Origin of the sequence: Thermoactinospora rubra, assembly GCF_002093975.1 — a bacterium.
Taxonomy (GTDB): Bacteria; Actinomycetota; Actinomycetes; order Streptosporangiales; family Streptosporangiaceae; genus Nonomuraea; species Nonomuraea rubra_A.
Genome location: NZ_KZ084324.1, coordinates 330009 through 352632, shown reverse-complemented (window position 1 = coordinate 352632; position 22624 = coordinate 330009). Strand labels below are relative to the sequence as shown.

General features: G+C 70.8%; 22 protein-coding genes and 1 pseudogene. 13 read left to right on the top strand and 10 right to left on the bottom strand.

The annotated features are described in order from the left end of the window. From BSB02_RS01805 to BSB02_RS01795, 3 genes are read right to left on the bottom strand one after another with little or no spacing between them, the layout of a single operon-like run. Window positions 1-969, bottom strand: a complete 969-nt coding sequence (locus BSB02_RS01805; RefSeq protein WP_206184463.1) for an ABC transporter substrate-binding protein — start codon at window positions 967-969, stop codon at window positions 1-3. After that, a complete protein-coding gene (locus BSB02_RS01800) occupies window positions 966-1943 on the bottom strand; it encodes a glycoside hydrolase family protein (RefSeq protein WP_084955852.1) in 978 nt (325 codons plus the stop codon). Before BSB02_RS01800 ends, BSB02_RS01805 begins: the two co-directional genes overlap by 4 nt. Then, window positions 1940-3229 carry a lyase family protein gene (locus tag BSB02_RS01795; RefSeq protein ID WP_084955850.1) on the bottom strand — a complete coding sequence of 430 codons (1290 nt, stop codon included), beginning with the start codon at window positions 3227-3229 and terminating at the stop codon, window positions 1940-1942. The genes BSB02_RS01800 and BSB02_RS01795 overlap by 4 nt, the downstream gene beginning before the upstream one ends. A gap of 163 nt (window positions 3230-3392) precedes the next feature. On the opposite strand from BSB02_RS01795, the gene BSB02_RS01790 reads away from it, so the two are divergent. The 3 genes from BSB02_RS01790 (at window position 3393) to BSB02_RS01780 (ending at window position 5728) form a co-directional block, all read left to right on the top strand. After that, window positions 3393-4520, top strand: coding sequence for an aminotransferase class I/II-fold pyridoxal phosphate-dependent enzyme (locus tag BSB02_RS01790; RefSeq protein ID WP_084955848.1), 1128 nt, complete (start codon window positions 3393-3395; stop codon window positions 4518-4520). After that, window positions 4517-4912, top strand: coding sequence for an ACT domain-containing protein (locus tag BSB02_RS01785; protein WP_084955846.1), 396 nt, complete (start codon window positions 4517-4519; stop codon window positions 4910-4912). Before BSB02_RS01790 ends, BSB02_RS01785 begins: the two co-directional genes overlap by 4 nt. A 105-nt stretch (window positions 4913-5017) precedes the next feature. Beyond that, on the top strand, window positions 5018-5728 hold the full coding sequence (locus BSB02_RS01780; RefSeq protein ID WP_084955844.1) for a FadR/GntR family transcriptional regulator: 711 nt from the start codon (window positions 5018-5020) through the stop codon (window positions 5726-5728). Window positions 5729-5754: 26 nt separating this feature from the next. Here BSB02_RS01780 and BSB02_RS01775 read toward each other — a convergent pair whose 3' ends face one another. Beyond that, window positions 5755-6180 (bottom strand): hypothetical protein, encoded by a 426-nt coding sequence (locus BSB02_RS01775; protein WP_084955842.1) that lies wholly within the window; start codon window positions 6178-6180, stop codon window positions 5755-5757. Between the two features lie 126 nt (window positions 6181-6306). Between BSB02_RS01775 and BSB02_RS43375 the strand changes: the two are divergent. Beyond that, window positions 6307-8229: pseudogene (locus BSB02_RS43375) on the top strand (DEAD/DEAH box helicase); the annotation flags it as partial. An 849-nt stretch (window positions 8230-9078) separates the two neighbouring features. On the opposite strand, the gene BSB02_RS43370 reads toward BSB02_RS43375, so the two are convergent. From BSB02_RS43370 to BSB02_RS01755, 4 genes are all read right to left on the bottom strand, one after another. After that, on the bottom strand, window positions 9079-9402 hold the full coding sequence (locus BSB02_RS43370) for an HNH endonuclease (RefSeq protein ID WP_420855822.1): 324 nt from the start codon (window positions 9400-9402) through the stop codon (window positions 9079-9081). Between the two features lie 840 nt (window positions 9403-10242). Beyond that, window positions 10243-10572, bottom strand: coding sequence for a divalent-cation tolerance protein CutA (cutA, locus tag BSB02_RS01765; RefSeq protein ID WP_084955840.1), 330 nt, complete (start codon window positions 10570-10572; stop codon window positions 10243-10245). 111 nt (window positions 10573-10683) lie between these two features. Continuing rightward, window positions 10684-11502, bottom strand: coding sequence for an ArsR/SmtB family transcription factor (locus BSB02_RS01760; protein ID WP_240506099.1), 819 nt, complete (start codon window positions 11500-11502; stop codon window positions 10684-10686). Window positions 11503-11541: 39 nt separating this feature from the next. Continuing rightward, a complete protein-coding gene (locus BSB02_RS01755) occupies window positions 11542-12465 on the bottom strand; it encodes an LLM class flavin-dependent oxidoreductase (RefSeq protein ID WP_084955836.1) in 924 nt (307 codons plus the stop codon). A gap of 62 nt (window positions 12466-12527) precedes the next feature. On the opposite strand from BSB02_RS01755, the gene BSB02_RS01750 reads away from it, so the two are divergent. Beyond that, window positions 12528-13010, top strand: a complete 483-nt coding sequence (locus BSB02_RS01750; protein WP_084955833.1) for a MarR family winged helix-turn-helix transcriptional regulator — start codon at window positions 12528-12530, stop codon at window positions 13008-13010. Between the two features lie 19 nt (window positions 13011-13029). Here the strand turns inward: BSB02_RS01750 and BSB02_RS01745 are convergent, their stop codons facing one another. Further along, on the bottom strand, window positions 13030-14136 hold the full coding sequence (locus tag BSB02_RS01745) for an NAD(P)/FAD-dependent oxidoreductase (protein WP_084955831.1): 1107 nt from the start codon (window positions 14134-14136) through the stop codon (window positions 13030-13032). An 83-nt stretch (window positions 14137-14219) separates the two neighbouring features. Between BSB02_RS01745 and BSB02_RS01740 the strand changes: the two genes are divergently transcribed. Then, the gene (locus BSB02_RS01740; RefSeq protein WP_240506098.1) at window positions 14220-15017 is read left to right on the top strand and encodes a phosphotransferase; all 798 of its coding nucleotides are present in this window, start codon (window positions 14220-14222) and stop codon (window positions 15015-15017) included. Here BSB02_RS01740 and BSB02_RS01735 read toward each other — a convergent pair. Then, window positions 14998-15852 (bottom strand): class I SAM-dependent methyltransferase, encoded by an 855-nt coding sequence (locus BSB02_RS01735; protein WP_084955829.1) that lies wholly within the window; start codon window positions 15850-15852, stop codon window positions 14998-15000. The two genes, BSB02_RS01740 and BSB02_RS01735, sit on opposite strands and share 20 nt — an antisense overlap. 66 nt (window positions 15853-15918) lie before the next feature. Between BSB02_RS01735 and BSB02_RS01730 the strand changes: the two genes are divergently transcribed. From BSB02_RS01730 to BSB02_RS01700, 7 genes are all read left to right on the top strand, one after another. Continuing rightward, complete coding sequence (locus tag BSB02_RS01730) at window positions 15919-16569, top strand: PadR family transcriptional regulator (RefSeq protein ID WP_084955827.1); 651 nt, start codon at window positions 15919-15921, stop codon at window positions 16567-16569. Window positions 16570-16640: 71 nt separating this feature from the next. Continuing rightward, window positions 16641-17552 (top strand): ATP-grasp domain-containing protein, encoded by a 912-nt coding sequence (locus tag BSB02_RS01725; protein ID WP_158088533.1) that lies wholly within the window; start codon window positions 16641-16643, stop codon window positions 17550-17552. A 123-nt stretch (window positions 17553-17675) separates the two neighbouring features. Beyond that, window positions 17676-18992 carry a glucose-1-phosphate adenylyltransferase gene (locus BSB02_RS01720; RefSeq protein ID WP_206184462.1) on the top strand — a complete coding sequence of 439 codons (1317 nt, stop codon included), beginning with the start codon at window positions 17676-17678 and terminating at the stop codon, window positions 18990-18992. 207 nt (window positions 18993-19199) lie between these two features. Continuing rightward, the gene (locus BSB02_RS01715; protein WP_206184461.1) at window positions 19200-19508 is read left to right on the top strand and encodes an isoamylase early set domain-containing protein; all 309 of its coding nucleotides are present in this window, start codon (window positions 19200-19202) and stop codon (window positions 19506-19508) included. A gap of 362 nt (window positions 19509-19870) precedes the next feature. Further along, window positions 19871-20206 carry a hypothetical protein gene (locus tag BSB02_RS01710; RefSeq protein WP_084955821.1) on the top strand — a complete coding sequence of 112 codons (336 nt, stop codon included), beginning with the start codon at window positions 19871-19873 and terminating at the stop codon, window positions 20204-20206. Window positions 20207-20495: 289 nt separating this feature from the next. Continuing rightward, a complete protein-coding gene (locus BSB02_RS01705; RefSeq protein ID WP_084955820.1) occupies window positions 20496-20810 on the top strand; it encodes a hypothetical protein in 315 nt (104 codons plus the stop codon). 475 nt (window positions 20811-21285) lie between these two features. Continuing rightward, the gene (locus BSB02_RS01700; protein ID WP_084955818.1) at window positions 21286-22623 is read left to right on the top strand and encodes a sugar transferase; all 1338 of its coding nucleotides are present in this window, start codon (window positions 21286-21288) and stop codon (window positions 22621-22623) included. The last annotated feature ends 1 nt before the right edge of the window (window position 22624 follow it).

Sequence of the window (22624 nt, the reverse complement as noted above, 5' to 3'; positions counted from 1 at the left end):
TCAGGCACACCCTTCCTTGATCGGCTGCGGGAAGATCTCGTCGCCGTCCTGGACCTGGCCGGGCTCGGTGAAGATCTCCGACTTCTCGATCGCGCCGTCGACCACGCCCCACTTGTCGGCCAGCCGCTTGTAGTGGCCCTCCTGGATCAGCTTGGTCATCGCCGCCTGGATGACGGTGTTGAGCGCGGCGTTGCGCTTGGGGATGGCGATGCCCGACAGGCTGTGCGGGGTGCGGTAGGTGCCGGTGACGCACAGCGCGCCCTCCGACTGCTTGGCGGCCCACTCCACGGCCGGCTTGTCGGCCGTCACCACGTCGGCCCGGCCGCTGGAGAGGGTCAGCACGGCCTGGTTCTGGTCGGGGATGCGGATGATCTGGACGGGCTCCTTGCCGGCCCCGCGGCAGTAGGCGTCGGCCTTCTCCAGCCGCTCGACCTGGGTGGTGCCGCTCTGCACGGCCACGCGCAGGCCGCAGACGGTGTCCTTGAAGTCGTTGACCTTGACGCCGCTGCCCTTCTTGACCAGGAAGCCGCCGCCGCTGAGGTAGTTGGAGACGAAGCTGACGACCTCCAGCCGGTCCTTCTCGATGCCGAACCCGGCGATGCCGATGTCGTACCGGCCCGCCTCCAGCCCCGGGATGATGTTGTCGAAGGAGGTGTTCTGCCACTCGACCTTCAGGCCGAGGATCTGCCCAAGCGCGTCGCCGGTGTCGATCTCGAAGCCCACGAGGGTCTTGTTGTCCTCGGCGAAGAACTCCAGCGGCGCGTAGGGGGCGTTGGTGCCGATGACGAGCTTGCCGCGCGTGCGGATCTCGGCGGGCACCTGCGCGGCCAGCTTGTCGTCCCTGGCGAGCGCGGCGGACGCGGCGGGCGAGGCCGCTCCGGCGACGGGCGGGGCGGCGTCCTGGGCGGTGCCGCAGGCGGTCAGGGTCAGCAGGGCGGCGACGGGGACGAGGTGCTTGCGGTTGTTCATGTGTCCACCAGCTTGCTGTGCGAGGTTCCGGGTGGCCGCCGGATGGCCGCCACGCCGTCGGGAAGGGCCGGTGCGCTCGCCGTACGACAGTGAAGGTCGCCCCCGACCAGGGTCAGCTCCGCGGCGCGGATGACCGACGCCTGGCTGGAGGTCGGCACCTCCTCGCCGAAGCTGTCCCGTCCGGTTTGCGCGTAATAGACGATGTATGCACTTGTATGAGATATGGGGTGAATATACGGCTGACGGGCCTTTTCTCCGGGGACGGCAAGGCCGCCCCGGGGCTCCCACCGCCGCAGGTCATCGGATCGGTACAGGGCCAGGCCGGTCCTGCTCTCGGCCAGGAGCCAGCCGTACCCGCCCAGGACGAAGACGGCCGGTCCCTCGTGCCAGTCGGCCAGCGCGAGGTCGGCGGCCTTCCACTCATGAAGGTCGGAGCTGACGGCCCGCCGGATGCCGCCGCCGCGCGCCTCGTCCTTGAACCACAGGCCCCAGCCGCCCTCGGGCAGCGGGTGCACGTACGGGTCGACCGCGTGGTCCGTGCCGAGGTCCAGGCGCGAGACGTGGGTCCAGGTCCACAGGTCCCGGCTGGTCAGGTGGTGGATCCGCCGGTGCCAGGGGCTCGGCCTGCCGTGCGTGTCCCACGCCGGGTCGTCGGGGACGCCGCGGATGAACGTGACGAACATGTGGTAGACGCCCTCATGATGGACGACGTCCGGGCCCCAGAACGTGTTGAGCCCCGGCTCCACGGGCAGGTCGAGCGTCCCCCGGTACAGCCAGCTGCGGCCGCCGTCGGCGGAACTCGCCACCCCGACCTGGGTGCCGTGACAGCGGCCGATCCGGGCCGGGCCGCTGATCTTCGTGTTCGCCCTGCGGTGGACGAACAGGCACCACCAGGCGGCCTCCGCGTGGTTCCACACCAGCACCGGGTCGGTGGCGCCGTCGTGGACGGGATCGACGACGAGTGCGGTGCTCACGGACGGGCCTCCAGCCGGGTGACGGCGTAGGTGTGGCCGTTGGCGACGGCGGCCTCGACGGCCTGCTGCAACGAGCCGCGGAGGTTGGCGCGGACCGCCTCCTCGTTCCAGGTCAGCCCGTCGACGCACCGCGTGGCGAACAGGTCGGACACCCGGTCCAGGCGTTCCAGGCCGCGCAGCAGCTCCGCCGTCACCACCGGCGCCATCGGCGTGACCTCCAGTTCCCCGGCCGCGCAGGCCAGGTGGACGATGTGCGCGCCGCCTTCGAGCTGGAAGGAGACCTGCATCACCAGCTCGGGCATGACCGGGTTGACCTTGCCCGGCATGATCGACGAGCCCGCCTGGACCGGCGGCAGCCGTACCTCGCCGAAGCCGCCGACGGGGCCGGAGGCCAGCAGCCTGAGGTCGGCGGCCACGCGGGCGATGGTCCGCCCGGCCCGCGCCATGGCGTCGCCCACCCATGCCAGGCTCTCCAGCGAGGCGACGCCCTCCGAGAGGTTGCCCGCCTGCCGCAGCTCCAGCCCGGTCTCCTCGGCCAGGAACCGGATGGCCAGCTCGGCGTAGCCGTCCGGGGCGCCCAGGCCGGTGCCGATCGCGGTCGCGCCGAGCGGCACCGCGAGCAGCGCGTCCGCCGCGTCCTCCAGCGCCCGCGCCGCCGCCCGCACCGAGCTGGCCTGGCCCTCGTGCACGAGTCCGGCCGGCACCGGCACCGCGTCCTGCAGGCAGGTACGGCCCAGCCGCTCCAGCGAGGCGTACTGGCCGGCCTTCGCGCTCAGCGAGTGGGCCAGCAGCCGCAGGGACCGTACGGCGGAGCGCGCGGTCACCAGCACCGCGATGTTCACCGCGGTCGGCATCACGTCGTTGGTCGACTGGGAGCGGTTCACGTGGTCGTGCGGGTCCACCCGGCCGCCGAGCAGCATCGACGCGCGGTTGGCCAGCACCTCGTTCATGTTCATGTTGGTGGAGGTGCCGCCGCCGCCCTGCACCACGTCGAGCGGGAAGTGCTCGTGCAGGCCGCCCGCGACGACCTCGGCCGCCGCGGCCCTGATCGCCCGGCCGACCTCCTCGGGGAGGACGCCCAGCTTCACGTTGGCCCTGGCCGCGGCGCTCTTCACCTGGGCGAGGGCGGCCAGCAGCGCGGGGAACCGGTTCAGGGACTCCCCGCCGAGGCGGAAGTTCTCGCTGGCCCGAGCGGTGTGGATGCCGTACAGCAGGCTCGTGGGCAGCGTGATCTCGCCCAGGAGGTCGTGCTCCACGCGGGTCGGGGACGGCTCCCGCTCGTCCATAGCATCACCCTCACTTGAAAGGTTGCCTGGTAGGTTGCCAGCCAGACTTCATCGCCAGCCAAGCCCTGTCAAGAGGGAAATTTCACGAAATAGCTGCCCTTGACGACGCGAGCACGGTGATGCATCCTGCCAGGCAACCTTACCTTTTGCCTGAGGAGCGTCCGTGCCCTTCCAGACGTTCGAGCTCGAGAACTGGCAGTCCGACTACGAGCGGACCGTCCGCTTCAACCTGGCCGACTCGACCGTGGACCCGGTCACCGTCGCGGACCTCCTCGGCGAAGCCGACGGCCTGGAGCGGATCCTGTCCATCCCGCTCTACTACCCCGAGGTCAACGGCGAGCGGTCCCTGCGCCGCCGCATCGCCGGCCTCTACGACGGCGTAGGGCCGGACGACGTGCTGGTCACCGTCGGCGCCTCCGAGGCCAACGCGGCCATCGTGGACGCGCTGTGCGAGCCGGGCGACCGGGTGGTGGTCATGGAGCCCGGCTACCGCCAGGTATGGGGCCTGGCCAGGACCAAGGGCTGCGACGTCAGGGGCTTCCGGCTGGACCCCGGACGCGGCTGGGCACCCGACCTGGACCAGCTCCGCGAGGCCGCCGCCGGCGGCGCCAAACTGATCTACGTCTGCAACCCGAGCAACCCCACCGGCTCCATCCTCACCCCCGGCGAGATGGACGAGATCGTGCGCGCCGCCGAGGACAGCGGCGCCTGGCTGATCGCCGACGAGGTCTACCGCGGCAGCGAACGGCTCGCGCCCGAGGAGACCCCCTCCTTCGTCGGCAGGAGCGAGCGGGTGATCGGCGTCGGCAGCCTGTCGAAGTCCTACGGCCTGTCCGGGCTGCGCATCGGCTGGGCGGTCTCCGCCACGCCGCGCATCGCCGACCTGTGGCGGCGGCACGAGTACTTCACCATCGCCACAGGCCGCCTGGACAACCACCTGGCCGAGCTGGCGCTCAGCGGACCCGTGCGCGACCGGCTGCTGCACCGCAACCGCGAGTGCGTACGACGGGGCTACGAGCTGTTCTCCGCCTGGGTCGAGCAGCAGGACGGCAGGCTGTTCTTCCACGCGCCCATGGCCTCGGCGCTGGCGTTCGTGCGCTATGACAGCCCGCTGTCCTCCGTCGAGGTGGGGCGGCTGTTCATGGAGCGGGCCGGCGTGCTCGTCGCGCCAGGCGCCTTCTTCGGGTGCGAGGGGTGGTTCCGCATCAACATCGGGATGGACGCGGCGTACGTGGCCGAGGCTCTGGAGGCGCTGACCCCGGTCGTGCGCGACCTGCCCAGGAGCGCATGATGGTCAAGGTGGAGCTGGAGCCGCTGACCGGCTCGTTCTCGGTGTGCCGCCTGCCCGCGGGCGCCGAGCCGCCTGCCGTACCCCTGGAGGCGTCTCTTTTCGCACTGGTTGTGACGAGTGACGAGGTGTCGGTCGTGTGCCCGAGCGGGAGCGAGCCCGCCGCGGCCAAGGTGGAAGGCGGCTGGAGCGCGTTCCGGGTGGCGGGCACGCTAGATTTCGGGCTGGTCGGCATCCTGTCCGCCCTCACCGCCCCGCTTGCCCAGGCTGGGATCTCGGTCTTCGCCGTCTCGACATACGACACCGACTACCTGCTGGTGAAGACGTCGCAGGTGGCCGCCGCCCGCGACGCGCTCGTGGCGGCGGGACACCGTATCGGCGTGGCCTCCTGGTGACCGCTCCTTGTCGTTGGACCGTGCAGGCCACTCGCGGGAGCGACGTGCCAGGTTGCCTAGCCGCTTGTTACCATGGTCGCGAGTCGGCACGAGGAGTCCAGGCACATGGCAGGTGGTCCCAGGTTCGCGATGACGCCGGTGGTCAAGAAGAGCGCCGCCGTCCAGGTCGCGGACCAGATCGTGGCGGCGATCCGCGACGAGCAACTCAAACCGGGCGACAAGCTGCCCTCCGAGCGGGAGCTGGCGCAGAACTTCGACGTGAGCCGGCCCACCATCAGGGAGGCGCTGGCGGCGCTGGAGCTGGCGGGGCTGGCCAAGTCCTACAAGGGCAGGGGCACGGTCGTGACCGGGTCGGCGGCGGCGGTGGCGACCTGGGGCGTCGAGGTGCTCCCCCCGCAGGTCTTCGAGGCGCGGCTGGCCATCGAGCCCAGCCTGGCGGCCCTGGCCGCCGAGAAGCGCTACCCCGAAGACCTCCGGATGCTGGAGAGCACGCTCGCCAAGCTGGAGGCGGAGTTCGCCGAGACGGGCGCGTACTCCAGCGACCTGCCGCTCCACCGGGCCATCGCGAAGGCCGCCCGCAATCCCATCCTGGAGCAGGCACTTGAGGAGGCGCTGCGGCACGTGGACGGCCCGCTCTGGACCGAGCTGCGGCGGCGGGCGCTCGCCGAGCCGAGCGTCAGGAGCGGCCACATCGAGGAGGCCCGCATGGTGATCAAGCACATCAAGGCGGGGAAGACGGCGGAGGCGGCCGAGGTCTGGCGGCAGCACCTGCTCACCTACCGCAGCGAGATCCTGGGCGGCGCCTCGCAGCAGTGACGGCGGCCGCACAGAGCTCGTCGAGGTCAGCCACCCGGACAGTCACTGTCGCCACCGCTGCGCTCCTGGCAGCCGATGTGCTGATGAGACGGGACGGGTGACGTCGTTTCGACGGGTTTAAGCGTTTCCGGGGAAATCGTGCCGGTCGCGAGTGCCGCGACCACAGTGACACCCAACGTCACGACGAACAGCACGGCCATGACGTGACGACGGAGAGCAAGACAGGCCGCCAGACCGACGAGGGGAATCCCGAAGCCACAGATCAAGGCGGCGCGCATCAGACGGGATGCCGTCGCGCTTTCCTCGGCGGTGGGCTGGTCGCCGTAGAACGGCGTCGCCGTGATCACGGCGCCCCACCACAGGTGCGGCGTCGCGAGCAGCCACACGAGCCAGAGCAGCACCAGAGCGAGGACCTCGAAGTGGCCGCCCGGCTTGGTCGACTCCGAGGGCATGACACGAGCATCGTCCACAGGGACCAGGACGGAAAGACACCTTGCGCTCAGTCCGAGGGACCGATGTCTGAGGGCCGAGGGGGAACCACTCCACAGGTGCCGTGATCCTCCAGTACGGTGCCGGCCATGAGCGATCTTGCCCCGGGGCTCTACGAGCGACTCGTCACCGAGGGGCTGGCGCGTGAGCTGATCGCCCACGGCGATCTGGCCCAGCGACGCCCGCTCGACCAGGTCGAGGCCGCGGACGTGCTGACCGCCCACCTGGCCGCGCTCACGCGCAGGGCGCTGCGCTCGCTGCGAGGCACCGACGCCGAACGGCTGGCCCGCCAGGTCGAGCTGGCCAACCGGCTCGTCGCGGTCCTGGGCGAGGTGGCGCAGGACGATCTGGTGGCGAGCTCGCGCGAGCTGCTGTTGGCCGTGACGCGCCGCCGTACCCCCGCCGGCGAGCCGGTCTTCCCCCAGCGCCCGCAGACGCCGCTCGCGGCCAGCGCGTTGCTGGTCAACGGGCACGGGCAGCCGAGCGTGGGCCACGAGCTGAAGCGGGAGCTGGCCTCGGCGGACCGGGTCGACCTGCTGTGCGCGTTCGTCCGCTGGTACGGCGTGCGGATCCTCGAGGACGAGCTGTCCGAGTTCGTACGGCGAGGCGGGCGGCTGAGGGTCATCACGACCACCTACCGGGGCGCGACGGAGCGCCGCGCGCTGGACCGGCTGGCCGAGCTGGGCGCCCACATCAAGGTTTCGTATGAGACCAAGACCACCCGGCTGCACGCCAAGGCGTGGCTGTTCCACAGGGAGACCGGCTTCTCCACCGCCTACGTCGGCTCCTCGAACCTGTCCAAGTCCGCCCTGATCGACGGGCTGGAGTGGAACGTCCGCCTGTCGGGCGTGGAGCAGCCGCATCTACTCGACACCTTTGCTGCCACCTTCGAGGAGTACTGGGGCGATCCGGCCTTCGAGGACTACGACCCCGCTTCGGCGCAGGCCCGCGCCCGCCTGGACGAGGCGCTGGAGCTGGAGGGCGCCGGGCCGCGCGAGCTGCCGCTCGCGATCGCGTCGCTGGACGTGCGCCCCTACGGCTACCAGAGCGAGGTGCTGGCCGAGCTCGCCGCCGAGCGGCAGATCCACAACCGCCGGCGCAACCTGGTGGTGATGGCCACCGGGACCGGCAAGACGGTGGTGTCCGCGCTGGACTACCGAGGGCTGCGCGAGGCGGGCGAGGTCGACTCGCTGCTCTTCGTGGCCCACCGGGAGGAGATCCTCATCCAGAGCCTGGCCACCTTCCGCCAGGTGTTGCGCGACGGCGCCTTCGGCGAGCTGTACGTCGGCGGGCGGAGACCCGAGCAGTGGCGGCACGTGTTCGCCTCCATCCAGTCGTTGCACCGCATCGCCATCGAGGATCCGGCCGCGTTCGACATGGTGATCGTGGACGAGTTCCACCACGCGGAGGCGGCCACCTACACCCGCCTGCTCAACCATCTCAAGCCGCGCGTCCTGCTCGGCCTCACCGCTACTCCGGAACGGGCCGACGGCCAGGACGTCAAGCACTGGTTCGGCGGCCGGATCGCGGTCGAGCTGCGCCTGTGGGAGGCCATCGAACGGCAGCTGCTGGCGCCGTTCCAGTACTTCGGCGTGCACGACGGCGTGGATCTCTCCGAGGTGCCATGGAAGCGCGGGCAGGGCTACGACCTGGCACGGCTCAGCGACGTCTTCACCGGCAACGACGCCCGCGTCCGCCTGGTGCTGCAGACGTTGCGCCGCAAGGTCGGCGATGTCGGGCGGATGCGGGCGCTGGGCTTCTGCGTCAGCGTCGAGCACGCCGAGTACATGGCCCGGCGCTTCACCGAGGCGGGCATCCCTGCCCTGGCCATCACCTCGCGCACCCCGCGCGCCGACCGGGAGGCGGGGCTTCGGAAGCTCCGGTCGCGTGAGATCAACGCCGTCTTCGCCGTCGACCTGTTCAACGAGGGCGTCGACATCCCGAGCATCGACACTGTGCTGTTCCTGCGCCCGACCGACAGCGCCACCGTCTTCCTGCAGCAGCTCGGGCGCGGGCTGCGCCTGGACGACGGCAAGGCCTGCCTGACCGTGCTGGACTTCATCGGCAACCAGCACCGCCGGTTCCGCTTCGACCGCCGCTATCGCGCGCTGACCGGCGCCAGCCGTACCGGAGTCGCCCGCGAGGTCGAGGCGGGCTTTCCCACCCTGCCGCCCGGCTGCCACATCGACCTGGACCGCGAGGTCTCGCGGCTGGTGCTGGACAACATCCGCCAGACGTTGAACCTGCGCTGGCCCGACCTGGCCGCCGAGCTCGCCTCGCTGCCCGAGCGGACCACCCTGGCCGCCTTCCTCGAAGAGACGGGGCTGGAGCTGGAGGACCTGTACCGCCGTCGCCCCGGCTGGGCGGCGTTGCGGCGAGCCGCCGGCAGGGGAGCTACGGCAGGGCCGCAGGACGAGAGGATCGGCAGGGCGCTCGGCCGCATGCTCCACATCGACGACCCGGATCGGCTGGCCTTCCTGCGCCGCCCGCGTGGCGGGGAGTCGCTTCGCGAGCAGCGGCTGCTCGCGATGCTCGACGCGGCGCTCTGGGGTGGCGCCGAGCCCGCCTCCACGGCCGAGACGCGGCTGGCCGAGTTGCTGGCCCACCCGGACCGGGTGAGCGAGCTGCGGGAGCTGGCCGGCGTGCTCGCCGAGCGCCGCCACCGCGTGACGCACCCGCTGCCCGGGGACATCCCCCTGCACGTCCACGCCACCTACAGCAAGAACGAGGCCCTTGCCGCCTTCGGCGTGGACAGGCCCGCCCACATGCGTGAAGGCGTCAAGTGGGTGCCCGAGGCGAACGCCGACCTGTTCTTCGTCACCATCGACCAGTACGAAGAAGCGCTCCGCCATGCCGCATGGTCATCCGGCAGCGCGGAAGCGTTCGTACCGTTCTTCGATCAGCTCTGGCTTGGGCCGGTCTGCCCTGCGGCGCGGCACCACCAGTCGCAGGCCGTGCATCTCCTGCAAGCCGTGCTTGAGCATCGGCCCGTCGATCTCTTCGAGGATATCGGACCGTACCTCGATCACCAGGTCGGGACGAATCCCGAGGATGTGCTGGTCATAGGCGGCATGGTGGATCTTGCACAGCGCCAGCCCGTTGGACACCGCGGGGACGCCGCGTTCCTCCCGGTCAGGGATGATGTGGGCGGCATCAAGCAGCGACAGATGCCTGAGGTGGCACATCGCGCAGCTCGTCTCGTACGCCTGGATCACCCGCTGCCGGAAGACCGGCTGGTGGAGCCGCCGCCTGGTCATGCTGACGGAGTAGCGGCGCTCGATCTCGCTCACCGGCCCATCCACCCGGACGTGCCGCTGCGCCTCCTCCAGCGCCACGGCTACCTGCAGTCGGTCGAGCTCCACGGCGACGATCCACACCGGGAAGAACGGCAGATACAGGCCCTGCTTCACGCCGAAGAACCAGATGAGGGGCAGTCCAAGCTCATAGGCGCGGCGGAGCCCGAGATTTGTGTAGAGGTCCGGGTTGTCGCCCTGGAATTTGTAGCGCAGCAGGCCATCCGTTCCCACTTCGTCCTCATAGGGCGCACGCTCGCCGTCGGAAGTGTAGGTGGTCAGGATGGAGAGGGCGGCGCTCAGTTCCTTCGGCTTGCGGATGCCCAGCTGGCGATCGATGAGACCGAATGTCCGGCCTTCAAACTGGAAGTTGAGCAGCTCGTCGCGTGTGACTACCGGATTGTCCGGAGTACATCGCCGTTGCAACCAGGCCATCGCTGCAATCCGGACTCGGCTGTCCAGGTCGTCACCCAAGGACATGATCACAAACTGTGTTCTATACCTCTAACCCACCCATCCGCTAGTGACAACTCAGGACAGGTCGATATGTCCCACGTCGCTGCGCTACCAGTCGGGGCGGTCCAGCGTCCGCCTGTTCATCAGGATTGCCGTACCTGTATGCCGGGCCTATGGTCTACGAGCACTGCGAGGGCGATCGGCCGTGCGGTTCCGCTGACACCAAGGTCACGGCGGGCTGACACGGGATGGCTTGCCGGAAAAATCCGGTGAAGGCTAGGCGCGTCCCGACCCCGTCTCGGCGCTCACCCACGCCAGGTACTCCGCGCTGCCGCCGACGATCGGAGTCGCCACGATCTCGGGCACGTCGTAGCTGTGGTTGGCCTTGATGTGCGATTCGAGCGCGGGGAGAGCGTCGGCGGTCGTCTTCATCACGAGCTGCCACTCCTGCTCGTCCTGGACCTCGCCGTCCCACCAGTAGACGGACCGGATGGGCCCGAGGATCTGCACGCAGGCGGCGAGCCGCGCCTCCGTGACGGCGCGAGCGAGCCGAGCGGCCTCGTCCGAACTGCTCGCCGTGGTCGTCACCTGCAAGTAGTCGCCCATGCCGGCGTCACCTCAACCCGCTGAAGGTTCAACAGCCGTATGCATCATATGAAGGCATATGAAGGGGCCGAAGGGCGGAACGCCCGCCGGCTTCGACCCCCGGGCGCCCGCCTAGGCCGGGAGCGGATCGCCGGTCTCGAGCAGGGTCTTGAGGCTGGAGAGGACCTGCGGCCAGCCGCCGCTGACCAGCTTCGCCACCGTGCTGCCGGGGTCGAACCCGTCGTGGATGACGGTCAGCTTGACCATGTCGCCGGCCGGTTCGATGTCGAAGGTCACCTTCGAGCGCCGCTCGCCGGCCACCTGGCCGAGGAACTCCTCGTCCCAGCCGAACAGCTTGCCGAGCTCCGGCGTGAAGGTGTGCCAGGTGTAGGACAGGCGGCGGTACGGCTCGGCTTCGAGGACGACCTGTTCGGGGTCGCCGATCAGCACGCCGCGGTGCTCCCAGGTCATCGTGGACCCCGGCGTCCAGTCCGTCGTGAACGTCGTCTCCCAGTAGCGCCGGGTGAACGCGGGGTCGGTGAGCGCCTGCCACAGCCGTTCGGGCGTGGTGCCGATGTAGGTCGTGTAGACGAACTCTGGCTTGTCCATCGGAGTGTCCTCCAGTGCCTTCTTCAGGTCGGCCAAGGCGTTGACCCGGGCCTGGTCGTAGCGGCTGATCCAGCGCTCGGCGATGTCGCTGATGGGCGCGGCGTTGAGGTAGTGCAGCTTCTCGCGGCCCCGCCGTACCGTGGTGACCAGGTTGGCCGCCTCCAGCACCGCCAGGTGCTTGCTCACCGACTGCCTGGCCATGTCCAGCCCGGCGCACAGCTCCCGCAGGGTCTGCCCGTTGCGGGCGTGCAGGCTGTCCAGCAGCCGGCGGCGGCTGGCGTCGGCCAGCGCCTTGAACACCTCGTCCATCCCGTCGTCCCGCCATTCCTGAAATGCAGCCATCCGGCTGCATTTCAGGTTAGGCAGCCAGACGGCTGCATGTCAACGGCCAGCGACGGCCTCACGGACCGCCGGGACGATCTCCTGCGCCCAGCGGCCGAGCGTCACGTCCGCGGGCGTGCCGTCGGCGCCGAAGTGGACGAACCCGGAGGCGCCGTGCTCCAGCACCGCGCCCGTGAGCTCCTCCACCCACTGCTCCACCGAGCCCCCGATCCAGCGCCCGTCGCCGTCGCGCGTCCTGCTCAAGGGCGCGGAGGTGATGATCCCCGGCAGGTTGTAGACCGTGGCGACGTCGCGGGGATCACGGCCGGCCGCGACGGCGGCCTCGTCGATGACCGGCCGCGACGTGCGGTACCGCTCGCTGAGCCAGTCCGCGGCGTGCCCCGGGATCCAGCCGTCGGCCACCCGCCCGGTCGCGGCGAGCGAGCGGGGGCCGACCGAGCCGGTCCAGACGGGCGGCGCCGCCACCGGTGCCGGCTCCAGCTCGGTGACCTGGTAGAACTCCCCGTCGAAGGTCACCGGGCGCCCACCACCCGACAGGGCGCGCACCAAGGTGATGGCCTCCTCCATCGCCCGCACCGCGTTTCCCGGCGCGAGGCGCGGGACGCCCAGCCTGGTGATGTGGTCCCAGGAGCCGCCCGCGCCCATGCCCAGCACGACGCGGCCGCCGGACAGGGCCGACAGCGAGGTGACGGTGCGCGCCAGCATCGGGGCGGGGCGGGAGGGCAGGTTGGTCACGTTGACCAGCCCGGCGACGGAGGACGTGCGGCCGAGGGCGGCGCCCACGATGGCGTAGGCGTCCAAGCGCCCGCCGAAGTAGGGATGGTCGGACACCGTGAACAGGTCGAGGCCCCGCTCGTCGGCCTGGGCGGCGAGCCGCAGGGTCCGTGCCGCGTCGCGGACCGCGGTGCTGAGCCCGATGCCGAAAAGCGGCCGTGTCCCACCCGGCCTTTCTCGTTCCGCCATGACCACTCATCTCTCTTCCGTCATAAAATAGTTCGGGTTCCGAATCACAAGGAGGTCGGCGCATGGCCAAGGCACCCGGCGAGCCGATGAGCGTCGTCACCGCGCTCGTCCGCGCCTCCTTCCTGGTCAACGCGGCCTACGCCGAGTCCGCCAAGGAGTACGGCCTGACGCCCCAGCAAGGGCAGCTGCTCTGCGTGCTCATGGCCCAGCCGTACGGCATGAGCGAACTGGGCGCGGTGCTGCGGCTGGCCAAGTCGAGCCTCACCGAGCTGGTGGACCGCACCGCCCAGCGCGGTCTCGTACGGCGCGAGCCCGACCCGTGCGACAGGCGGGCGGTCCGCGTCACGCTCACCGAGCAGGGCGGCGAGCTGGCCGAGGCCTTCTACGCGGAGACGTGCCGGCGGATCGACCTGCTCCCCGCCGGCCTGTCCGCCGAGGAGCGGGCCACGCTGGCCGCCCTGCTCGGGCGCGTAGTGCTCGACAACAACGTCCCCGTGGTGTTCAAGGACACCGAGGAGAACGGCGAGGCCGTCCCGGCACGCTGAGCCACCCAGCCCAGGAACGTCACGCGGCCGACGCCCGCTCGCCGACGCCGAACAGCTCGGCGAACCGGCCGGTGAACAGGTCGGCGCCCTTGTACTCCGACACCGCCCGCGCCTCCAGGACGACCGGGCCGTCCGGGGAGGGCAGCTGGCCGACGCCGCCGTGAGGGCCGAGCGGGAGGAGCACGAACGGCACGGCGGAGGGCCGGTAGACCTCGGCGGGCGGCCCGCCCCCGATCTGGGCGGCGATGTTCCCGGCCACGACCTCGGCGTGCCGCATCGCGTTGCCGGCCATCTTGGCCTCCGCCAGGTCGGTGATGTCGCCGACGGCGTAGACGTGGGCGTGCCCCTCGACGTTGAGGTGCTCGGTCACCCGCACGGTCCCCTGCGGGGTGCGTGCCGCGGCGAGGGCGCCGTCGAGGTAGTCGGCGGCGACGCGCACGCCGTAGGCGCGGAACCAGATGTCGGCGGAGACGGCGCCCGCGGTCGACTCGACGGTGAACGGCTCGCGGCGGCCCTGTTCGGCGGGCGGGGGCGCGGCCAGGCGGGTGCCGAGCCGTACCTCCACGCCCAGGGCGTCGAGCTGGCGGCGCAGGTCGCGGCGCAGGTCGGGGTGGAAGCCCGGCAGCAGGTCCGGCACCGGGTCGACGACGGTCACGTGCTTGTGCGGCCAGACCGCCTTGATCTCTCCGGCCAGTTCCAGGCCGACGGGTCCGGCCCCGGCCACCAGCACGCGGCCGGACCGGGCGAGGTCCCGGTGGACGGCGAGCAGCCGCTCGCGGGCGTCGGCGGTGCTGTCGGTGCCGGTCTTGAAGGGGAAGGGATAGGCGGATCCCGTGGCCAGGACCAGGTAGTCGGCCTCGACACGCGCGCCGGAGGCCAGGGTGACGCCTCCAGGGTCGACCGCCACCGCACGGTCCCGGACCACGCGGCCGCGGCGGAGCAAACGGTCATACGGGAAGAACATGTTCTCGGCCCATTCCGGCCTCGCCAGGGCACGGAGGGCGACGGCGTTCTGGACGAAGGCGTCCCTGGGCTCAACCAGGACGACGTCGGCGTCCTCGTCCAGAGCCTTGGCGACGGACGCGCCGCCGTAACCCCCTCCGACGACCACCACGGTACGGCTCACGGCTTCCTCCTCAGGAAAAGGTTCGTGGCACGAACCATATTAGTTCGTGCCACGAACTGCAAGCCGCGTTACGATCGTCGACCGTGACGCTCACCCCCACGCCCCGCCTGGACGTCCACCGGCACCTGCGGGAGCTGCCCGTCCCCCTCGCCTACGACGGCCCGTGCCCCGGCGGTCAGGTGGGCGCCGCGTACGTCCGCTGGCCGGACGGACGGCGGTCGGTGCTCACCCGCGGCCCGGACGTGAGCGAGCTGCTGGAGATCGCGCGGACGGCCGGCATCCCGGCGCCGCGGTACGAGCTGGTGCATCCGCCGGTCGTGGTCCAGGAACTGCTGCCCGGCGTCACGCCGCGCGAGCCCGCCGCGGCGACCGTCCGGTCGATGCTGGAGGTCAACCGGCGGTGCCGCGGCCTGCTGGCCGGCCGCCGCGACCTGCCGCCGCTGCGGCTCCACCTGCGCGCCGACGGCCCGGGCTTCTGCCTGCACGGCTCGTTGCGCGCCTACGACAGCCGCACCCGGCGGCTGCTGGACCAGGTGGAGGAGGTCGGCCGGGCCTTTCCCGACGAGCTGGAGGGCGACGACCTCGTCCACACCGACTTCCACCTGGGGAACGTGCTGGTCGACGCCTCGGGAGCGGTCCGCGGCGTGATCGACTGGGACGGCGCCGGGCGCGGCGACGCCGGCTTCGACCTGGTCACGCTCCGCTTCGACCTGGCCCGCCGGGGCCAGGAGCTCCATGCGGAGGTGGAGGGCGACGTCGCCCTGGTCTGCTGGGCGCACATGAGCCTGCGCCAGGTGGACTGGAGCATCCGCCACCTGGGTGCCCGCGAGGTCACCGCCTGGCTGGAGGTCGCCGAGCGGCTCAGGCCCGATGCGTGGTGATCAGCCAGGTCGCCGAGGGGTAGAGCACCCCGTCGGGCGTCGCGTGGGCCTCCAGGGTGCCGCGCAGGTCGTCCAGCGCGCGGTCCCTGGCCGCCGTGTCCAGCCCGTCGAGCATCCACCCGAGCAGGCCCGTCACGAACCGGAACGCCCCCGGAGCGTCGGCCCCGAAGTGCATCGGCGCGCGCAGGTCCTCGAACCGTGGCTCCGCGAACCCCGCCGCGGCCAGCACCTCGCGCACCCTGCCCCGCTCCGCCAGGCCGAACGGCCCCGGCCCGCCGACCGGCGGCATGGGCAGGTCCCGGCCCGCGGCGAGCGCGGCGCGCAGCTCCAGCAGCCACGGGTTCTCCGACGGCGCCTGCCAGACGAGCTGCACCAGCCGGCCGCCGGGCCGCAGCGCCCGGCGGATGTTGCGGAAGGCGGCCACGGGGTCGGCGAAGAACATCGTCCCGGTACGGCTGACCGCGACATCGAAGGACCCCTCGGGGAACGGGTGCACCTGCGCGTCGGCCTGCTCGAAGCGCACGTTGCCCAGCCCCTCCCGCTCGGCGGCCCGCCGGGCGACGCGGAGCATCTCCGCCGACAGGTCGACGCCGAGCACCGCCCCCTCGCCCGCCCGGCGTGCGGCGTCGCGGGTCGTCTGGCCCGTGCCGCAGCCGATGTCCAGCACGTGGTCGGCCGGGCCGATGGCCGCCGCCTCCAGGAGGCGGCCGTGGTATCCGCTCATGGCCAGGTCGAACTGCTCGGCGTACTCGGCCCAGAAGGCCCCCTCCTCCCCGTCCCAGGCCCGCGCCTGGTCGGCGTTGGCGGGGTCGATCCTCAGCGTCTTCTCGTCCATGGGGCACCCCCTGCTCTATACTCCCAAAGGGAGTATTCGATTCCTGCCTACGCCCGGGGGCGATCCATGTCAAGGGTTCCGGCGCTGACCACGACCTCCTACGCGGTCCTCGGGCTGCTGGCCGTACGCCCGTGGAGCACCTACGAGCTGGCCCGGCAGATGGACCGCAGCCTGGGCCGCATCTGGCCGCGCGCCCAGAGCAAGATCTACGAGGAACCCAAGAAGCTCGTGCGCCACGGCCTGGCCACGGCCGCCGAGGAGTCCGTCGGGAGGCGGAGGCGGACCGTCTACACGATCACGCCGGAGGGCAGGCGGGCGCTCGCGGCCTGGCTGCGCGAGCCGGGCGAGGGGCCGGCCCTGGAGTGGGAGCAGCTGCTGAAGGTGTTCTTCGCCGACTCCGGGACCACGGCGGACACGCTGGCGGCGCTCCAGGCGGCGCGGGCCTGGGCCGTCGAGCGCAACACCGAGAACCTGGCCGCCGCACGCGCCTACCTCGCCGGCCAGGGGCCGTTTCCCGAACGGGCCGCCCAGAACATGCTGGCCGGCCGCTTCCTCACCGACTTCTACGCGCTCGTCGCCACCTGGGCGGAATGGGCGATCGGGATCGTCGAGCAGTGGCCGGAGGACCCCCGGGAGGCGGTGGCGGACCGCGAGGAGATGGCGGAAATCGTCCGTCGCGCCGAGCGGACCGGGACAAAGGTTTCCGATTCCGGGTGATTGCTACGCACTGACGCCTTTCAACTACTCTATGTATGGAAACGGTGCAGAAAGCGACACCCCTCACACTCTTGATCATTTACGGTGAAGGTGCTCCGAACTGCGACATCACGTTCCTGGCCGACGGGGCGCGGCTGCGCGGCCACACCCCGCTCGTCGTGCCCTGGACCGAGCTCGGCGTCGCTCTCGACGACACCGGCCCATACCTGTGCGTGGGCGGCGAACCGCTGCACGTGGACGCGATCGTCCACCAGATGTCCACCGACGCCGTCGGCGGCCTGGCCCTCCTGTCCGCGGTGGAGGACCGCGTCCCGCACCTGAACTCCACCGGCCCGGTGCTGCGCTCGGCCGACAAGTTCGCCACCCACGTACGGCTGGCCGCCCACGGCGTGCCCACGCCCGTCACCGCCCTGTGCCCGAACGACCGCGAGCTGCGGGCCTTCGCCGACGCCTACGGCTACCCGGTGGTGCTCAAGCAGCCCGACGGGGCGCGGGGCTCGGAGGTCACCCTGGCCCGCCATCCGGCCGAGTTGCTGGAGCGGGCCGAGTCCATCCGGCGGCGCGGCCGTACCCTGCTGGTGCAGCAGTTCTTCGCCGAGGCGGCCGGGTGCAACCACCGCGTGGTCGCCGTCGGCGGCAAAGTCGTCGCCGCGGTCGAGCAGCGCGGCCGCCCGGGCGACTTCCGCTCCAACGGCCCCGGCGACGTGTGCCGCCCGGTGGAGCTGACCGCCGAGGAGATCGAGGTGGTCGAGCGTACGGCTCGCGCCGCCGAGCTGGACCTGATGAGCGCCGACATGCTGCGCACGATCGACGGCCCGGTGATCCTGGAGACGAACTCCTTCCCGAACTTCGGCGGTTTCGACGGCGTCGACCTGCGCCGGCCGATCCTCGACCTGATCGAAGCCAAATACGCCGAACACGCCAAACACATCGAGGCCGCCCGCGCCCGTCCGGCGGAAAGGATCCTCACCGGGCAGCCGTGATCTCGCTTCTAGCGTCACCGCCACGAACCTGGAACACCAAGCGCCGAATCTTTGCCGATATCTGAGGCAACCCTGATATTCGTCGCCTAAGAGTCGGCAAAAGCGAGGGCTAACGTCGCAGGCATGATGTCGCCGAAGGTCCTGGCTGTCGTACTAGCAGGTGGAGAGGGTAAGCGGCTGATGCCCCTCACGGCCGAGAGAGCCAAGCCTGCGGTGCCGTTCGGCGGAATATACCGCCTGATCGACTTCGTGCTGTCCAACCTGGTCAACGGCGGCTATCGCAAGGTGCTGGTGCTGACGCAGTACAAAAGCCACAGCCTGGACCGGCACATCCTGCGGACCTGGCGGCTGCCGGCGATGCTCGACGACTACGTGCTGCCGGTCCCGGCACAGCAAAGGCTCGGCGCCCGGTGGTTCTCCGGCACGGCCGACGCCCTCTTCCAGAACCTCCACGTGATCTGCGGGGAGATGCCCGACCACGTCATGGTCTTCGGCGCCGACCACGTCTACCGCATGGACCCCCGGGAGATGGTGGCCCAGCACATCGAGTCGGGCGCCGACGTGACGGTGGCGGCGGTGCGGCAGCCGCTCGCGCTGGCCCACCAGTTCGGCGTCATCCAGACCGACCCCGGAGGGCGGCGGATCGCCGCGTTCACCGAGAAGCCGAACAACCCCGTCGGCCTGCCCGACAGCCCCGAGGAGGTCTACGCCTCGATGGGCAACTACGTCTTCAGGACGCAGGCCATGGTCGACGCCGTCCGCCAGGACGCCCTGGACCCGGCCAGCGGGCACGACATCGGCGCGAACATCATCCCGATGCTGGTACGGCTGGGCCGGGCGGAGGTCTACGACTTCGCTCGCAACGCCGTCCCCGGCATGGCCGACTCCGAGCGCGGCTACTGGCGCGACGTCGGCACCCTCGACGCCTACCACCAGGCCCACATGGACCTGCTGTCGACGCCTCCGGCGTTCAGCCTCCACAACAGCCGCTGGCCGCTGTTCACCGACTGCGACCGGCTGCCGCCCGCGACGTTCCTGCGCTGCCTGGGTGGCCGGTACGGGCTGGTCACCGAGTCGCTGGTGTCCCCCGGTGCGGTGGTCTCCGGCGGTACGGCCCAGCGGTCGGTGCTGGCGCCCAACGTCGTGCTGCACTCCTCGGCCCGGGTCGTGGAGTCGGTCCTGCTCGACAACGTGCGGGTGGGCCGGGGTGCGATCGTCCGCCGCGCGATCGTCGACAAGGACGTCGTCATCCCCGACGGCGCCCGCATCGGCGTCGACCTCGACCACGACCGTTCCCGCTTCACGGTGACCGCCGGCGGCGTCGTGGTCATCGGGCGCGAGCAGGTCATCGAGGACGACGGCGACGCGGTGGTCTCCGATCTCGTCGCGGCCGGGATCGAAGGCCGCCATGAATGGCACGGCGCCAATTCGACCCGTTGAGCCGGCCGCGAAACAATGCCGCGTCCCATCGTTTCTCCTTCCAACATCAGTGTTCTCTCAAAACCGTCGCCAATTTCCCGGAGATCCAACCGCCGCCACCGCGGGGCTGGGTATGGATGCCGATGGCAACAAGCCGGATGGAAAACCACGCGAGAGGACACAATGATCACTCTAGGAAAACCAGACAAGGACGGCCGGGTTGAGCTCGTGTTCACGCTCAACGGCGAGGTCACCGGTCCGGTCTCGGTCGTCGGGGATTTCAACGGCTGGGACCCTTACGCCCACCCCATGAAGCGTCAGGAGGACGGCAGGTACAGCGTGTCCGTCTCGGTCCCCGAGGGCGAGACCTTCGCCTTCCGGTACCTCGGCGAGGGCGGCCGCTGGTTCGACGACCCGCACGCCGCCGAGTTCGACGAGCGTGGCGCGATCGTGCGTGTTCCCCTCAGCAAGCGCCGCAAGCCCGTCGCCGCTACCACCACCCGGCGCACCGCCGTCCGGGAGTCTCAGCCCGCGTGACACCGCGAGGGGGGCCGTCGCCAGCTCGGTCATGGACCCATCAGATGACCCATCGTGACTGTCTCAGCCCGCGTGACACCGCGAGGGGGGCCGTCGCCCTCCGCCCCGCCGACAGGGGCCCCGGCGACGGCCCGGACCGGCGCCCCTTCCCGCCCCCATCCCCGCTGACCTCCGCCCTTCCGACGCTCCAGACGACGCTCCGGCGACGGTGAGAAAAGGAAAGGAAGGGCAAGCTTTCCGAAGAAATACGGCATGGCGACCATACCATTGTCATGTCATGAGTTTGCCATGGCCGTAAGCGACACATATCCCCTCTGTATGGCAATCATCGCGAAATGCCGGAATCAGAGCGGGAAGACACCATGAGCGCGGACGCCATTGCATATCTGAGCGAACTGGGCAGCGAACTGGAACGACGCGGTTTCATCGTCGGCCTGAACACCTCCCAGGGGCATCCGCCCCTGCTGGAGGTGGTCAACGCCGTCGCCCCCGTCATGCGTGACGCGATCCTGACCGGCGCCGACGACGAGGGGCGGCTGTGCTTCTGGTTCCCGTGGCGGGCGCCCATCGGCCCGGTCACCGACATCGGCGCGGCGGCCGACCGGGTGGAGCGGGTGCTCGCCGAGGCGGGGCGGCGCACCGGCTCGCCCACCGCGAGCGTCGCCCGAGGCGGGGCGGCCTTCCGGCCGATCCCGTAGGCCGGTCCTTAGGCCGGTCCTTAGGCGACAAGGCGGCATGCCGTGCCCACGCCCACGCCCACGCCCGCCGCATGGCGGCCCCGGCCGCCGGTCACGGCGAAACGCCGCCGCAATGGCGGAAAACGCCGGGCGCACGGCGGCAATTTTTATGCCACCATGACCCGATCCATGCGATGGCCCTCGATTTCCGCCTCGAAGTGGGCATATATCAATCGACCAGATCGTCCAGCCAACCGGGGTTTTCTCCCCATGGAGCCGTAACCCGCCGAAGCACCCCGAAGGAGGACGGATGATGACTCAGCCCCTAGTCGTCCGCTACGACGAGTGCCCGGTCATCTTCTTGATCAGGGATGCCGAGGGCGTGACCCTCATGCCGCCGGACGGCTTCCGCGACTGGGTCCGCGCGCAGTTCAGCCACACGGGGGCATGCGCCAGGAATTCCCACATCTGGGTTTACGACTCCAAGTCCACGTACGCCGCCGGGCAGCCTGTCGTCTTCTACATCACGATGAAAAACGACGGCAAAATGATCGTCCACGTGCGCACCCATCATGGCCCCGTCCTGGTGGAGAAGGACCCCTTCCAGGTGGACATCCGCATCTGACCACCGGTCCGGCGACCGCCCGCAAAGGGGCGAATCATCCGCGAACCCGCGGCCTCCGCAACGAAAGGAAGCCGCGGGTTTGAATTTCCCTGAACTCTCCCTAGGCACGCCCGCGATATTCTCCCGAGGCGTCCACGATATTGCCAAGTCCGCGACAATTCACCGCCACGTCCGGCTGGGAAATCTTTGCCACCAGATCACCCGCGACGCCCGGTTTTCCACCGCTGATCGCCCGCATTCTCCAAGTACTATTCGGAGGGATCATGGGTGGCGCCCGCGTCTGCGTATTCCGCTTCCTCGCGGAACCGGCGCCGCCCTGACACCGGCCGCGCCGGAAACACGCGGCGCCCGGAAACCAAGCGATGCCGGAAACAGGCGGTGCCGGAAGAGGCAGTGCCACCCCCACATCGCTCGTCTCAGCCCGCCGTGAGCATCCCAGCTGAATGGACCGCAGTGACCTTGGAGGCACGAACCAATGGCCACAACCGCTAGCGAGAGCGAACTCACCGGCGGCACACCGATACGGAACACGGGTTCGCCGCCGGGCGGCCGCCCCCCGTGGGGGGCACTGGCCGCCCGACCGGCGCAGGAGGCGGCCTGCCTGCTCGGCGCCGCCGCGGTCATGGGCTGGTCGTGGCCCGACGTCCTCCTCGCGACGGCGCTGGCCCTCCTGGTGAACGCCACGCTCGGGCTCTACGACCGGGCCGGGACCTGGTCGCACGCGCCGCGGTACCTGTGCTCCGGCCTGATCGTCGTCGCCATGGTCTCCGCTCCGGTCCTCCCCGGACTCACCGCCTGGCTCGCGGCGGCCGCCGCGTACGCGGCGCTGACGACCGCCTGTCACCTGGCCCGCCACCTTCCCCCAGCGCGACGCCGTGCCCGGCGCGCGGTGGTCGTCGGCGCCGGCCACGGCGGGCGGATCGTGGCCGAACTGCTCGCCCACCCGGAGGGCGGCATCGTGCCGATCGGCCTGATCGACGACGAGCCGGTCCGCGAGCACGTGCCGTGGTTCGGGACGCGGGCCGACTGCGTCGAGCTCGTGCGTGCCGTACGCCCGGACATCGTGATCATCACCGGCCCGCCGCTGGCGCGGGCGGCGCTTCACGAGATCGCCGGCCTCGGCTGCCGTGTCCTCCTCGCGCCGCCCCCGGACAGCCCGCTGCTGGACTTCATCTCTCCGGGCGACCACATCCGCGGCTTCCCGCTGCTGCCGATGGTCCCGCCCGCGCAGCGCCGGCCCGGCTGGGCGGTGAAGCGGGCGCTCGACGTGGTGATCGCGGCGCTCGGCCTGCTGGCCGTCTCCCCGCTGCTGGCGCTGTGCGCGCTCGCCGTGCGGCTGGAGGGCGGTCCCGGTGTGCTGTTCCGCCAGCAGCGGGTGGGCGCCGGCGGCCGGTGCTTCGAGCTGCTGAAGTTCCGCACGCTCGCGCCGGCCGACCCCCTGGAGTCGGCCACGCGCTGGACCATCGCCGACGACCGGCGCATCGGGCCGGTGGGCCGGTTCCTGCGCAAGAGCTCCCTCGACGAGCTGCCCCAGCTGTGGAACGTCCTGCGCGGCGACATGAGCCTGGTCGGGCCGCGGCCGGAACGGCCCTTCTTCGTCGACCGGTTCTCCAGCTCGCTGGCGCACTACGGCAGCCGCCACCGCGTGCCCGTGGGGATCACCGGCTGGGCGCAGGTCCACGGCCTGCGCGGCGACACCTCGATCGACGCCCGCGCCCGCTACGACAACCACTACATCGACAGCTGGACTCTGGGCCTGGACGTGCAGATCATGCTGCGGACCTTCGTCTGCGTGCTGCGCCTGGGCGGATAGG

Bases quoted from the DNA above. Each gene is read 5' to 3' on its own strand.
- BSB02_RS01780 (WP_084955844.1), top strand. From the start codon at position 5,018: ATGGCAGGTGGTCCCAGGTTCGCGATGACGCCGGTGGTCAAGAAGAGC.
- BSB02_RS01805 (WP_206184463.1), bottom strand. From the start codon at position 969: ATGAACAACCGCAAGCACCTCGTCCCCGTCGCCGCCCTGCTGACCCTG.
- BSB02_RS01755 (WP_084955836.1), bottom strand. From the start codon at position 12,465: ATGGCGGAACGAGAAAGGCCGGGTGGGACACGGCCGCTTTTCGGCATC.
- BSB02_RS01760 (WP_240506099.1), bottom strand. From the start codon at position 11,502: ATGGCTGCATTTCAGGAATGGCGGGACGACGGGATGGACGAGGTGTTC.
- cutA (WP_084955840.1), bottom strand. From the start codon at position 10,572: ATGGGCGACTACTTGCAGGTGACGACCACGGCGAGCAGTTCGGACGAG.
- BSB02_RS43370 (WP_420855822.1), bottom strand. From the start codon at position 9,402: ATGTGCCACCTCAGGCATCTGTCGCTGCTTGATGCCGCCCACATCATC.
- BSB02_RS01785 (WP_084955846.1), top strand. From the start codon at position 4,517: ATGATGGTCAAGGTGGAGCTGGAGCCGCTGACCGGCTCGTTCTCGGTG.
- BSB02_RS01705 (WP_084955820.1), top strand. From the start codon at position 20,496: ATGATGACTCAGCCCCTAGTCGTCCGCTACGACGAGTGCCCGGTCATC.
- BSB02_RS01710 (WP_084955821.1), top strand. From the start codon at position 19,871: ATGAGCGCGGACGCCATTGCATATCTGAGCGAACTGGGCAGCGAACTG.
- BSB02_RS01735 (WP_084955829.1), bottom strand. From the start codon at position 15,852: ATGGACGAGAAGACGCTGAGGATCGACCCCGCCAACGCCGACCAGGCG.
- BSB02_RS01700 (WP_084955818.1), top strand. From the start codon at position 21,286: ATGGCCACAACCGCTAGCGAGAGCGAACTCACCGGCGGCACACCGATA.
- BSB02_RS01750 (WP_084955833.1), top strand. From the start codon at position 12,528: ATGGCCAAGGCACCCGGCGAGCCGATGAGCGTCGTCACCGCGCTCGTC.
- BSB02_RS01795 (WP_084955850.1), bottom strand. From the start codon at position 3,229: ATGGACGAGCGGGAGCCGTCCCCGACCCGCGTGGAGCACGACCTCCTG.
- BSB02_RS01720 (WP_206184462.1), top strand. From the start codon at position 17,676: ATGATGTCGCCGAAGGTCCTGGCTGTCGTACTAGCAGGTGGAGAGGGT.
- BSB02_RS01730 (WP_084955827.1), top strand. From the start codon at position 15,919: ATGTCAAGGGTTCCGGCGCTGACCACGACCTCCTACGCGGTCCTCGGG.
- BSB02_RS01775 (WP_084955842.1), bottom strand. From the start codon at position 6,180: ATGCCCTCGGAGTCGACCAAGCCGGGCGGCCACTTCGAGGTCCTCGCT.